The organism is Flagellimonas alvinocaridis (genome assembly GCF_004916895.1).
In the GTDB taxonomy this organism is placed as follows: domain Bacteria; phylum Bacteroidota; class Bacteroidia; order Flavobacteriales; family Flavobacteriaceae; genus Flagellimonas; species Flagellimonas alvinocaridis.
Window position 1 is genome coordinate 1020027 of record NZ_SNTZ01000001.1, and the last position, 14837, is coordinate 1034863.

Consider the following 14837-nt stretch of genomic DNA (forward strand, 5'->3'; position numbering starts at 1 on the left):
CCTTTTTAATTATTGATTTTATAGACTTGTGCTTTATCGTTGTTGAAAATTGCAAGCAGATAAACCTGCCCATTTAGGGTGACCGTTCCCAAATGTCTGACAGATTTTTTGGTAAAGTCAAGTCCTAATTCATTTCCTAAAATTATGTCATTTTCACTGTTGAGCAATGCCCCGGGAAAAGAATCCAAGCGACCGTGGTATGGTTTTATCCCAAAAAAATTGCCTCCTGCCAATGCTTCCGTTTGTCCATCCCCATCAAAATCGCCTGTTGCAAAAACGGTAAGGGGAGACACTTGCATTGCACTCCCAAATGGGATAAAGTTGAATTTTCCATTGTCATTTCGCAAAAACCCGGATTCCAGGGTATTTACCTCCAACAGTGTGGAATTATCCAGAAGTTCTGATCCGAACAATTCTTCCATTGTTTTTCCAGCGAATTCCCGATAGGTATTGTATTTCTTCTTTAAAAAAACCAGCTGCGAAGCAAGTCCATCCAAGGATTCCAATGGATAATATTTTCCGTTTTTTTCCAAAGCCGTAACGGTTTCGGTCTGTCCGTTGCCATCAAAATCATTGAAAAACAGTTTTAGCGGATATTTTTTGGAAGCCTTGAACTTGGAATTGGTTCCCCAATTTCCGAGTAGGTAGTCCGTGTCGCCATCACCATCAATATCAAAAGGCTTAATACTCTGCCATAGCCCTTTTACATCCAAGGGATTGGATTCGGCAAATGAATCTCCTTGATATTTTAAGAATTTGGGAGACATCCATTCTCCCACCAAGATAAGGTCGGTATGGCCGTCGCCGTCAAAATCGTCCCAGACTGCGTCAGTGACCATTCCCTTAACAGTGAAACCTTTAAAGATTCTGAACATTCCATGATCATTCTCCAAAAGATGGGAGGTGGCCGGTGCTCCAAATTTTGAAGTAATGGTGTGCCCGCCTACAAACACGTCCAAGTCCCCATCCCCATCAAAGTCAAAGGGGCGCACTACCGATGAGTTTTGGAAGAATTTGGGCAGCTCCATAGCAGAAAAAGTGGAATCGGTTTGCAGATAGTAGGCTTCCAAAAGAGCTTCTGATTCACCAAAAAAATCTCCACCACCCGAAGAAGTGAACAAATCGTTCCTTCGATCGTTATTGAAATCGGCAATGACCGCAGATATGGTTTCCTTAATGGAATCTTTGGAAATAGCATCAAACCTGCTAGCCACAAAAGAGGAGTCCTGTTGGAGGTAGATTTGCGAAGGGATGAATTTGGAACCGCCCAAAAAAAGATCCTCCTTGCCATCCCCGTTTATATCGCCCATGGCAAATGCAGGGCCTCTGTCCGAAACTTGATATGGAATCAGCTTTTCGCGGTTAAAGTCGGTATAGTTGTCCTCAACATGGGTAAAATCAAAACCTAAGTTATTGGGAACAGGCGTAAAAAGTGGTTTGCCTTTTTTGTGCAGACTCTTGTAATTGAAGGGTTTTGCATTCTCTGGTTGTACGGTCAAGGTTTGATTTACGGGCACGTTTTTAATCACTTGAAAGGTTTTATTGGGCCAAATGATTTTGATGGAATCCACGTGTTGGATATTCCCATACCCAAAATGGATTAAAGGCTCCGATGATGCCTGAAAACCTCTTGTAGGGAATAATTCCTTGAACTGAAGCCCTCCATTTTGATAAGAGAATACCTTGGTGCCGATTCCAAAGGTGTTTTTTTTGGTGAATTTGAACTTGATTTTTAGGTAATTACCTTTGTTGGATGCCTTGTTGATGTACAGTGAGGCGGGATGGTTAATATTACTGGTGACCAAATCCAAATCTCCATCATTATCCAAATCCCCCATGGCCGTAGCTCCCGAAATCAGGGTGTCATTGGCTATCCATTTGTTGGACATGTCCTGAAACATAAGGTCTTCAGTGCCCTTAAAAATATAATTGTGCACATTCCCCGAAGGCATAAGATTCAGTGCCTCTTGGTCCACTAATTTTGTGTTATCAAGTTTTTTCTGGATTTGATCATTGGAAACAAAATTGATGAAGTCCAGATCGTTTGGTCTTTTTGGAATCCCATTCGAAATAAAAATATCTTGCATACCATCCTGATCATAATCGCCAAAAAGAGCGCTCCAACTCCAATCCGTGGCAGCAATACCACTCATTAAAGCGGTCTCCATGTAATTGCCGTCCGGTTGGTTTACATAGAGCATATTTCGGGTAAATTGATAGTGGTATCCATAACGGTCTACCCGTAGTTTCTGGGTCTGAATGTTATCGTCGCCTTCAGATGATTTTAAGGCTACCTCATCTTCTGGTAGCATGTCCAAAGACAGAAAATCGGGTCTCCCATCGTTATTGATATCCGCCACATCGTTCCCCATGGAAAACCTGCTGGTATGGCCAAAATATTTTTTAAGGCTTTCGGTAAATGTACCATCGCCGTTGTTCAAATAATAGTAATCGTCTTCATGAAAATCGTTGCCCACGTAGATATCCGGATAGCCATCTTGATTAAAATCGGCAATGGCCAGACCAAGACCGTATCCGTTTACACCGCCATAAATTCCTGCTTCTTCACTGACATCCACAAATTTTCCATTGTCGTTTCGAAGGAGTTTGTCACCCGTTTCATATCGGCGTTCAAACCGTAGGTCGAACCGGCCAAAGGAATTTTGGGTATGCACGGCATGGTTAAGAAGGTAAAGGTCTAGGTCTCCATCCAAATCATAATCAAAAAACGAAGCATTTGAGCTGTATGAATCAAAGTCCAAACCATATTGGGCGGCACTTTCGGTAAAGGTATTGTCACCGTTGTTGATGTAGAGCTCGTTGAACCCATTAAATCCGTTGATGCCCACCACGGCGCAGACATAAATGTCCATAAAGCCGTCACCATTTACATCGGCCATGGTAACCCCGGTATTCCAACTGCTGTTTCCTTCAATACCGGCAGAACTGGAAATATCCTCAAATGTTAAATGTCCCTTGTTCAGGTACAGTTTATTTTTGACCTGATTGCCCGTAAAGAAAATATCAGGAAGGCCATCGTTATTGATGTCTCCAATGGAAACACCCCCACCATTGTAAAAATACAGATAGTCCAAAATACTGAGGTCGTCCGAGGGGGTCAGCGTATTGGTAAAGGTAATCCCCGTCTTGTTGGGATCGGGATTCTCAAAAAGGTCCCCGCCCTTCTTGCATCCTACCAAGAAAATAGGTACCAACAGTATGACCAACAGTTTATTCATTTATGGCAAAAATCTTGGGTTTGCTATTGTTGATTGCCGCTATGACAAAAGTTTTTCCCGTTTTATCCCTGAATTGTTTCAGGTACTTTACTTCTTCTTTGATTTTAAAACCACTCACATTATAATTTTGCCATTCAAAACCCAACTTGCCATCGCCCAGTAGAAGGTTACCATAGCCGGCATCTAGTCGGGAAAACTGGGGTTTGAAATCATAATTATTACCTGCCATGATAAGGTCCAGATTGCCATCGTTGTTCACATCGGCACAAGTGATATCACAAACACACGATAACTGTACCCTTGGCGGTAGATTTTGTATGGTAAATTTCCCGCCGCCGTCATTAATGGCAATTACCGAGGCCGAAGTTTCCACTTTCTTTACAATGGATTTGTCCAACACGTCTTTCGGGAAAATTTGATTTATGGTACGATGGGCATAATCCGATGCTTTTAAATTTTGCTTTTTAAGCGGGGGCAATTGTTCCGTAAGTTCTCTTTTTTGGTGTATGGGGTAATCACCTCCATTTTGTGCCAAGGTCACCACCTGTTCAATGGTGCCATTATTGTCGTAATCATTGATCCACATTTTCATAGGGTGCTCATGGGAAGGTGTGTAATGAAGGTTCAAACCTTGATTGCCCAAAATAAGGTCTTGGTCACCATCTCCGTCCAAATCTGCGGTTTCCACGGTGTTCCACCATCCATAAAGACTGTCCAAGGAAGAGAACATCTTGGTAAGTCTACGCCCCGTGTTCTTATATATTTTTGGAGTATCCCACTCGGCAGTTATGATGAGATCATCCTTTCCATCACCATCCATATCAACCCATTTGGAGTCGGTGACCATGCCAGCATCCTTAAGGTCATATGCTAGGCGTTCGGTGACATTGGTAAAAGTGCCATCCCCCATATTTTCCAAGAATAAATGATCTGGGGAAAGACCATAGACCCCTACCACGCTTCTTGACCCAATAAAGACATCCATGTCACCGTCGTTATCAAAATCATAGGGAGAAATTGTGGAAATATTTTTAAACGTGGATGGTAATTCGTTGTCCGATTTTGTGAAATTTCCGTTGCCATCATTAAGATATAAACGCGGTCTGTAGCTTCGTTGTAAGCCTACATTGTTACCCCCGGAACCTACAAGGAGATCAAGGTCGTTATCCCCATCGGCATCGAAGAAAGCGGCGGCCACATCTTCATAATCCCTGTCATCTTCAAAAACTTTTGATATTTTTTGCTTGACTTTTCCACTTCCTGTGTGCAGATATATGGTTCCAGATTGGCCACGAGCACCACCTATGAAAAAATCTTCGTTGCCATCACCATTAATATCCGCCACGGCCAATGAAGGGCCTTCTTGGGACAGTTTTTGATAGATAAGCCCCTCATAGTCAAAATCGTTATAGCTATCTTCCATGTGCGATTCCATGGTTGCTGCATCCAACTCTTTCAGGAAGGAATTTTGGATATTTTCTTTTGGGATTGTATAGGTTTGGGTGGCGTCTTCATAATGTAACACCAATACTTGGTTGGCTTTTACATTTTCCAGTTTTTGGGTTTTCTCATCGGGCCAAACAATGCGGATGGAATCCAATGCTTCGGTTTTACCTAGACCAATTGTCATTTCGTACCCCATGGAAGATTGAAATCCCCGGGATGGAATCAGTTCTTGGTTGATGATGTTTCCATTAAAATAGAATTTGGCCAAAGTTCCTATCGCAAAGGGGTTGTTTTTGGGTCCTTTGAATTTTAATTGAACAAAGTTGTTATCCAATTGGGTTTCTGAATTGTTACGATAGACAAACGTTTCGGTGTTGACATTGTTGATGACCAAATCCAAATCGCCATCATTGTCCAAATCCCCATATGCAGCGCCGTTGGATCGGGACGGTAGTTCAAACCCCCATTCCTTGTTGGCATTTTTAAAAGTAATATCCCCATTGTTTTTATAGGCATAATTGGGTTGGGGCTTAATGGGCATTTTACTGATGATGGAATCTATGGATTCCTTTTTTCCGGTGAGGGCCATTTTTTGCACGATTTCGTTGGCAAAAAAGTCCACAAAATCCAAATCGGTAAGATCATGATTGATACCGTTGGTCACGAAAATGTCCTTTAGGCCGTCATTGTCCATGTCGAACATAAGGCCGGCCCAGCTCCAATCCGTGGCATCGATACCACTGTAATAGGCTACTTCGGAAAAAGTACCGTTGCCATTATTGAGCTGAAGTGTATTTTGAATGTACTGTTGGTAGAAATCCTTGCTCTGTTTTAGGTCGAAGACATTGTAGCCATCGAATTCCATTACGGATTTGACCCTATGTTCTTCTTCGGGCAGCATGTCCGTAATGAAGATGTCGTTATGGCCATCATTGTTGATGTCCGCAATGTCTATACCCATGGCCGACAAACTCAGATGAGATGTCCATGCCTTGATTTCTTCCTTAAAGGTGCCGTTTTTTTGGTTGATGTAGAGGTAATCCCTTTCATAAAAATCGTTGGACACATAAATATCCGGGTAGAGATCCCCATTAAAATCGGTGACCAATACCCCCAATCCGAAGCCGATAAGACTTCCATAGATTCCTGCTTCTTCGCTGACATCAACAAATTTGCCATCATCATTGCGGAGTAGCATATCCCCAACACCTTTGAAAATATCGGGAACACCTTCCCAATCTTGGGCCCTTACTTCTCTTTGTTCTGCATATCCTAGGCTACTCACGGGAATGTTGCTGTTGTTTAGAATATAGACATCCAAATCCCCATCCTTGTCATAATCAAAAAAGGAAGCGTGGGTGGTAAACCCGGTTTTTGCCAAATTGTACTCGTTGGCCTTTTCCGTGAAAGTAAGATCCCCATTGTTAATGTACAGGTCGTTATCATGGTTATTGCCTTCCATATTCCCGGCATTGCAGACGTAGATATCCAGAAGCCCATCTTGGTTCACATCTACCATGACCACACCTGTGGACCACGGTTTATTTCCCATAATGCCTGCACTTTCGGAAATGTCCTCGAATTGAAGATTGCCTTTGTTCAAGTAAAGACGATTGGAAACCATGTTTCCGGTTAGGTAGATATCGGAAAGCCCATCGTTGTTAATGTCGCCTATGGCAACGCCTCCCCCATTGTAAAAATTACGATACTTGAAGATGTTGAAGTCTTTTTGGTTCTCAACGACATTTACGAACGATACTCCAGATTCTTCAGGGGATAAGAGCGTAAACAGCGTTTCTTGTTGCTCTTCCCCACCATTATTTGATTCTTTTTTTCCGCAAGACGCAACAAAAATCAATGTAGCGCATAGGATTGTATATCTGAGTTTCATTCCGAGTTCTGTTTTTTGTTTAAAAAGAAAGGAGAATTGTTGTTGAGTGTAATGATGAATCCCGTATCCCCGTTTCTTGTTATCTTCTCAATTTTACGGGCAGCTCCAGAAATGCTCAAGCTTTGTTTCCAGATTAAATTGCCCTGCCCATCATTTTGTAACAAAAGCCCATGTGAAGCATCTAATCTACCAAGTTGGGTACTTATCTCAAAATTATTGCCGACCATTAATATTTCATTAATCGTTTCTTTATCATTCTTTTCAATAAAGATGTCATTAACGGTAGAGGCTTGTACCATAAAGGGCAATTCCTTTGGGGCAAAGACACCGTTTCCATTGTTTTGGAAATAGGTTGTCTCTAACATGTACACCTTCTTCTTGAGGGCCTTGTCCAATTTATCATTTTCAAAAAGATCTTCTAAGGATGCCTTGGCAAAATCTTTATAGAATAGGAATTTTTTATTGAGGAAAGGCATCTGTTTGGCGAGTTCATCCTTGGATGAAAAAACGGTTTCCCGCTCTCCGTGAAAATAGGTGACCACTGTCTCAATGGAGCCATTGTTGTCAAAATCATTGATGTAAAGGGTTACAGGACGTTCTTTTGAAGCTCTGAACTTGGTGTTAAGGCCCCAATTTCCAGCCAAAATATCCAGGTAGCCATCATTGTCCAAATCGGCCACTTGTATGCAGTTCCACCATCCGTTGGTGTTTTCAAGACCGTTGTTGGCCTGTTTGATGAGCTGCTTGCCGTTATTAAGGAAAATAGTGATGGGAGTCCAATGCCCAGCTATAATTAAATCTGGCAATCCATTTCCATCCAAATCCGTCCAGACGAAATCTTTGACATTGATATTATTTTCAAGATCTGGAGCAAAGGTTGGAGTGATTTCCGTAAACATTCCGCTGCCATCATTTAGAAAAATATATTGCTTGGAAGACTCTCCAAATTTAGTGGGCAACCCATTGGAGGCAATACATATATCTAAATCTCCATCATTGTCAAAATCCACGGCAGCTACCTTGGAGGCATTCACTTCCACTTGAGGAAATTTTGTGCGATTTTTAACGAACTTCCCATTCTCATTAAGATATAATCTGGGCTGTAAAGGTTCCCCTTGGGTAAATTCATTGCCACCACTTACCACAAGAAGGTCTAAATCCCCATCATTATCTGCATCAAAAAGCGTGTGATCAGTATCTTCACTTATGGTATCTTCTTTAAATACATCTTCTTGGTGGTTGGTGAAGTTCCCATTTTCATCTTGTATGAAAAGAACAGAAGCCTGTTTTTTGGCACCACTGATAAAAATATCATCAAAACCATCATTGTTTATGTCTCCTACAGATACAGATGGACCTTCATTTGAATAAGAAAAAGGAATCAGTGGGTTTCTATCAAAATCCAAGGAGGGTTGTTCTTTGTGAACAAAATCGAATGGTTGAGTAGGCTTTGAAAAGATTGGATCACTCTTGTGAGGTCTTGAGGTATAATAATCGCCCTTGGAATCTGTATGGGATACCGTCAAAGTTTTGTTGGTTTCCAAATGATGGAGCGTTTGGTGCGACCCCCCAGGCCAAATAATTTGTATGGAGTCTATGATGCTATCCTTCCCAAGACCAAAGTTTAAGGTGTTGTCTTTTGCGGAAAGAAATCCACGGGTTGGAATGTTTTCCTGGACTGCCTTTTGGGAGTTTTGGAATATAATGACCTTTGCCCCAATGCCAAATGGGTTTTTGGTTGGGCCTTTAAATTGTATTTTGATATAGTTTGATTTTTTTAAGGTATTTTCAAGGACAAAAGCTTCTTGATTGACATTGTTCACCACAAGATCTAAATCGCCGTCATTATCAAGGTCGGCATAGGTGCAACCGTTACTGTAGGAAGCTTTTTTCTGACTCCATACATCCGTGACATTGGTAAAAGTGACACCATCCTTATTTTTATAGAAATAATTGGGGACTTTCTTTTTGGGAAGCTTTTCAATAAGGGACATGTCCTTATCCGAGAGCCCGGATGCTATATTTTTTTGAATTTGTTCATTGGAAATATAGTTGATATAATCCATGTCGTTGGTTACACCTTGAATGCCATTGGATATAAACAGATCCTTGAAACCATCATTGTCAAAGTCTGCAAATAGGGCTCCCCAGGACCATTCAGTAGCCTCAATGCCACTTAAATTGGCAATTTCCCCAAAGCGTTCCCCGTCCAGATTAAGGTGGAGTGCATTTTGCATGTATTGGGGGGCAAATCCATTTTTCAAGTATTGCTGATAAACAGGATAGGGGTGCTCCGCCCCGGATGTTTTGTAGGTCTCCAAGTCTTCTGGGAGCATATCTAGGGATAAAATGTCTGGTAGGCCATCATTGTTCACATCGGCCACGTCATTACCCATGGAAAAATGAGTAGTATGCCCAATTTTGGTATTATCCTCCGATATAACCTCTTTAAATGTGCCATCTCTTTGGTTGATGTAGAGATAATCGTTCTCAAAAAAATCATTCCCCACATAAATGTCCGGATACCCATCATTATTGATATCACTGATAGCCAGTCCAAGGCCATAACCAATACTTCCTTGAAATACTCCAGCTTCCTTGGAAACATTGACAAAATTACCATGGTCATTTCTGAAGAGAACATCACCGGACATAGAGTCGGTTATTGTTCGTTTAGAGCCTTTCCCGTAGGAACGATTGGGGTTTACCGAATGATTTAGTAGGTACATGTCCAAATCTCCATCAAGATCGTAATCAAAAAACGCAGCTTGGGTGGAATAGCCGATAAAGTCCAATCCATACTTTGAAGCTTCCTCCTTAAAAATAGGGGTTCCATTTTCGCTGACTCCTTTATTGATGTAAAGAAGATTTTTTCCAGTTATGGGACCATGGTCCCCAACTTTGCAGATGTATATGTCGATGAGTCCATCGTTGTTAACATCGGCATGCGTTACCCCTGTGGTCCAACCGGTATCGTTTTTAATTTGAGCTGCTTCCGTAATGTCCTCGAACTTAAAATCGCCATGATTCAGGTATAGCTTATCCTCACCTTGATTGGATGTGAAATAAAGATCAACTAGGTTGTCTCCGTTAAAATCTGCCGCCGCAACTCCTGCTCCATTATAAAAATAGAGGTAGTTTAGAATGTTCAATTCTGGTGTTTGATGGAGTTTATTAATGAAGGTTATACCTGTTTGGGACGGTTTTTTATCCGCAAATAGGGAATTTGGATTTTTATTAGTACAACTTGTGGTCACTAAAAAAATCCCAAGAACAAACCAGTATGTGCTGTTCATTTTACCCATAAAAATAGATGGTAAGTTAACCATTTCCATAGGAAACCAGAAGACTGTAAAGGTTAACAATCGTCTAAGGTTTGACTAATGATTGTATAATGGTGAGCTATTGAATGTTTGTGGTTTCACAAATAAAAGAGGCCGCCAATTGGCGGCCTCCTTAGATATATAAAAGCCTAAACTATGGATTGTCTAGTATCCAGGATTTTGAACCAAATTTGGGTTTGACAATAGGGCGTTGTTGGGAATTGGAAACAATAGCTTTGTTTCATCCCCAACAGCATCGGGATCTTTGAATTCCCAATCCCTTGTGTACTGTCCAAATCGAATCATATCACCTCTACGAACAAATTCGACGTAAAGCTCACGACCTCTTTCTGCCAAAAGATCTGCTTCAGAGACAGAACCTAGAGGAGTTGCTCCCCTAAGGGTACGCAATTCATTGACCATGGCCGTTGCATCTCCACTACTGCGCATCATGGCTTCTGCCTTCATAAGATGTGCATCAGCATATCTGAAGATGATTTCATGACCTAGGAATTCCCCATATCGTGCGCCATATTTTTGGACACGAATACCGGTTCTTTCATTGTTACCTACCAAACCAGGAAGTTCTTTGGTGAATTCCAAATTGTTTCCAGGTCTATCCTTTAATGGGTTTCCGTTTGGAGCATATTGCTGTCCAATCAAAAATCCGAAACCAACATTTGATCCATCCTCAAAACCGTCACCGTTTTCATCCTTGGTGCCTGCAGCACTTGTAAACGGGGTTCCAGCGTTTGGTACCCAACCTCTACGCTCTTCTTGACCGTCAAGTGGAGTACCATCCAGTTCTCCTCGGTTGCTATTGGGGTCCCCTTCAAACATATCATAGAATTCTGCCAAGGTGCTGAATCCGTTCCAACCACCACCACCTAGCTCGGTAGAGTTGTAGTGTAGTCCGTTGAAAATACGGTTACCCACTGACGTTTCCAACCACCATATGGTTTCGGTATCAGGAGAATCACGGAAAATATCAAAATAGCCAGCTTGTAGAGCATATCCTTCAGCAGCAATTTCATCCACTAAAGAAATAACACGTGCCATATCTGCAGATTCTGGAGTTCCAGAGCCATTATAGATATGCTTATTTAACAGAATACGGGCCAATAGGAATCTTGCTGCAGCTTTGCTGGCTCTCTTGTTGTCATCCCCACTTGGGGCGGCAACTGATGGTAGGCCAGTGATGGCTGCTTCCAAATCCGAAATAACAAAGTCCATGGCTTCGCTTCTTGATAGCACACGAGGGTTGATTTCTGGTCCTTCATCAACTTCCCTGAACGGAACTTGACCATACAAATCCAAAATCACCCACATACTTAACCCTCTGATGAATTGAGCTTCAGCCAATACACTTGCTGGGGAGTTACTTCTGGAATCAATAACCTCCGACGCTCTAAAAACGTTTTGGTTAAATTGGTTCCAAGTGTTTAGTATGTATTGATGGGAAGCATCCCACGTGTGTTGGTGTAAGGTTCTCCAGATACCATTATCACCCCAGTCAGTACCCCTGGTTGGGACCAACTGTTCATCCGTTGAAACTTCTGTAAGGGCATAATAGTTTGCTTGATCCCCAAAATGGCCATTAAGATCGTTATAGAGACCATCTACCTGACTTGCTGGATTTCCAACTCCTGAGAATCCTTCGCCGGTATTTTCTGGGAAGTTCGAATCAGTCTCCTCGATCTCCAGATTTGTACAGGAGACCACGAGGGCTAAACTTAACGCAATTGGCGCAAATATTTTAAATCGATTTCTTTTCATTGTCTTCAATTTTTTTGTTTAAAAAGTAGCATTTATGCCAAAGGTCACTGTTCTTGGTCTTGGGAAAGATGTGTAATCGATACCAGCCGTAGGAATACCATTCAGCAAATCGCTAACTCCATTGTTTGGTGTGCCTGGCTGCACACTTACTTCTGGATCCAAACCACTATAATCTGTTATCAAGAAAAGGTTTTGTCCTGTAACAGATAGTCTTAGGCTTTTTAATCCGCCGTCACCACTAAGAGGCACAGTATAGCCAATGGATGCGTTCTGCATTCTAACAAAATCACCTTTTTCCAAAAATCTTGTGGAAACTGGGGCGGAAGCCAGATTACTTTCCCCGGAGGTAAGTACATCTGGAGTAACATTTCTGGCATTACCAATAGAACCAGCGGTAAAGAAGGCGTTCTTGGTATTGTTATATACAGAGAAGCCAAATTGTCCGGCCATATAGGCGGAAACGTCCCAATTCTTATACCCAAAATTCAATGAAAGACCTGCGTTGACATCAGGTAATGCATCTTCGCCTACAAATCCTTGGACATCTCCAATTGGAAGACCGTTTTCGAATCCGCCAAATTCACGAAGGAAGTATGAAAACAATGGACGGTCTCCTGCCAAAATTTGGGCAAATGCCAATGAAAGACCTTGTCCTCGGATCGTACCGGAAGGAATTTGTCCGTCAAAATCCTGTAGTTCGTTTTCATTGTACGCTATGTTGAATGATGTGGAGAAGTTGACATCTTCTGTGGCAACCCAATCTACGTTCATTTCAAATTCCACACCTTGGTTGATCAAAGTGGCATCCAAGTTTTCAAAGAATCTTGGTTGCGGAGATGGCTGTGCCGCCTCAATGTTCAACAGTAGGTCAGTGGTCTGCTTGCGATAAACGTTAATACTACCTGAAACCTTGTCTTGGTTAAATCCAAAATCAACACCTACGTTGAAGTCCAAAGTTTCTTCCCATTTCAAATCTGGGTTTGCAAAGGTAACGGGCGAAATCCCAGGTGGTACAAACTCACCGTTGTCATTGATGGATGGGTCTCCAAATCTTTCACGCCTGATGAACTGACCATATCCAAGACCTTCTTGGTTACCTGTTATACCAGCCCCCAAACGTAATTTAAGGGTGGAGAAGGTGTCGCCCATAAAATCTTCTTCGCTTATTTTCCATGCAAATGCTGCAGAAGGGAAGTATCCATATTGGTTGTTTCCACCAAATCTGGAAGATCCATCAGCACGGACAGTAGCGGTGAACAAGTACTTATCCATTAGGGTATAGTTTACCCTGGCAAAGAATGACTGTAGTTCATCGGTATTGTCAAAAGTATTGGCGGCAAGTGCTCTAACAGAGCGAGTGGAATTGCCCAAGGGCACGGCCACTGCGGCCTCAACGGTGGGCAAAAGACGATTTACGATAATATCCTCAGATCTGGCATCATAACCAAACTGTTGGAAGCGACCATCTATTTCTGCCTGAGTAGTTCGGGTAGATCTTTTCAAGTCAGTTTCCATGGTGTTGAAATCAGAGGAGTTAAAACCAAATCCTTCCACATTTCGGCCACTGGTGCCAAAGTCTTGGAAAGAGTATCCCACAATTGCATCCAAATAAGAATTTTCAAACTCTTTGCGATAGTTCAAAGTAGCTTCAACAAGACGGTTCTCCAAATCAAGGGTATTGTAGTTACCCCGACCATTACCTTGGACATTTCGTCCTGCGTTGATGGCATCTTTAGTGGTAAGTGCTATAGTTTGACCATTGGATTTGTCATAACCTACATTGATTTTACCGGTTAGTTCAGGAGTAAATTTATACTCAACCGACCCATTCAATAGTATGCGGTTCACATTACTGGTAGTTCTTACTTCTTCCAATAATGTTGCAGGACTTAATAGTCCACCTGCCGCTGAAAATGATGCGCTTGTAGGCCAAGTAGGGTTGGCAGAATATGCCGCACCAAGTAAATCCCCGTTAAAACCTGCACTACCGCTCAATGGCGCTCTTTGCTCGTTTACTCTTGAAATTGTTCCTTGGAAATTTAAGGTTAGGTCATCATCCAAAAATCTATGTGTGGCATTGATACGTCCTGTGATTCTTTCCAAATCTGAGTTTTCAACAACACCAAATTGTTTGCCATAGCCAAATGTTGCCCTAACATTGCCTTTTCCATAATTATGGGAGTAAGAAAGGTTTTGGTTTTGTGATGCAACAGTACGGGTAACATAATCTTGCCAATCTGTATTGTTGCCAAAGTCCTGTGCACTTCGATCTCCTCCAAATTGCTCAACAGCATCCAAGAAAGCCTCTCTGTCCAAAAGGTCGTATTCATTGGCAGGGGTTGAAATACTGAGGTTGGAAGAAAATTCGAATATTCCTCCTTGACTTCCTCTTCCTGTCTTGGTGGTAATAATAACCACACCGTTTGCCCCACGAGAACCATAGATGGCAGTTGCGGAGGCATCTTTTAGGACACTGATGCTTTCAATGTCATTGGGGTTAAGGAAGTTAAGTGGGTTGGAAGATGTAGAGGTTCCAAGACCGGTGTCTCCACTGGAAGGAGATGTGTCAGCTCCAGAAAGTGGCACTCCATCCACCACAAAAAGTGGATTGTTGTTAGATCGAACCGAGTTAGTACCCCTGATACGAATGGCCACTCCATCTCCTGGAGCACCACTGGCTTGGGTAATCTGCACACCAGCTGTCTTACCTTGAATGAGCTGTTCAGGTGAAGCAATGACCCCACCATTAAAATCTTCCGAGGTAACGGCAGCTACGGCTCCAGTTGCATCTTTAATGGTTGTTTGACCATAACCAATAATTACAACCTCGTCCAAGGCTTGGGTATCCTCTTCTAGGGTCACACTTATTGTAGAGCGTCCATTGACGGCAACTTCAATGGATTTGTAACCAATATAACTGAACACCAAAACGGCAGAGTCAGCTATGCCGTCCAAGGTGTAGTTTCCGTCAAAATCGGTTTGAGTACCATTGGTAGTGCCTTTTACAAGTACGCTTGCCCCGGGCAACGGTCCAGTTGCGTCCGAAACAGTACCTGACACTGTCTGAGCTTTTGCTAAGCCAAAGCATAAAAATGCCCCAAGCATCAAAAAGCTTTTTAGTAGCGTAATCTTCATAAATAATTAATTTTAAGTTTAGTTAAT

At 42.2% G+C, this 14837-nt stretch carries 5 protein-coding genes; all 5 read right to left on the reverse strand.

The features are described 5' to 3' along the window. Positions 1-5: 5 nt before the first annotated feature. The gene (locus EZV76_RS04635; RefSeq protein WP_136565398.1) at positions 6-3239 is read right to left on the reverse strand and encodes a VCBS repeat-containing protein; all 3234 of its coding nucleotides are present in this window, start codon (positions 3237-3239) and stop codon (positions 6-8) included. Further along, positions 3232-6576 carry a VCBS repeat-containing protein gene (locus EZV76_RS04640; RefSeq protein ID WP_136565399.1) on the reverse strand — a complete coding sequence of 1115 codons (3345 nt, stop codon included), beginning with the start codon at positions 6574-6576 and terminating at the stop codon, positions 3232-3234. Before EZV76_RS04640 ends, EZV76_RS04635 begins: the two co-directional genes overlap by 8 nt. Then, positions 6573-9728 carry a VCBS repeat-containing protein gene (locus tag EZV76_RS04645; RefSeq protein WP_236640857.1) on the reverse strand — a complete coding sequence of 1052 codons (3156 nt, stop codon included), beginning with the start codon at positions 9726-9728 and terminating at the stop codon, positions 6573-6575. Before EZV76_RS04645 ends, EZV76_RS04640 begins: the two co-directional genes overlap by 4 nt. Before the next feature lie 336 nt (positions 9729-10064). Next, the gene (locus tag EZV76_RS04650; protein ID WP_136565401.1) at positions 10065-11675 is read right to left on the reverse strand and encodes a RagB/SusD family nutrient uptake outer membrane protein; all 1611 of its coding nucleotides are present in this window, start codon (positions 11673-11675) and stop codon (positions 10065-10067) included. Positions 11676-11693: 18 nt separating this feature from the next. Continuing rightward, the gene (locus EZV76_RS04655; protein ID WP_136565402.1) at positions 11694-14810 is read right to left on the reverse strand and encodes a SusC/RagA family TonB-linked outer membrane protein; all 3117 of its coding nucleotides are present in this window, start codon (positions 14808-14810) and stop codon (positions 11694-11696) included. Positions 14811-14837 lie beyond the last annotated feature (27 nt).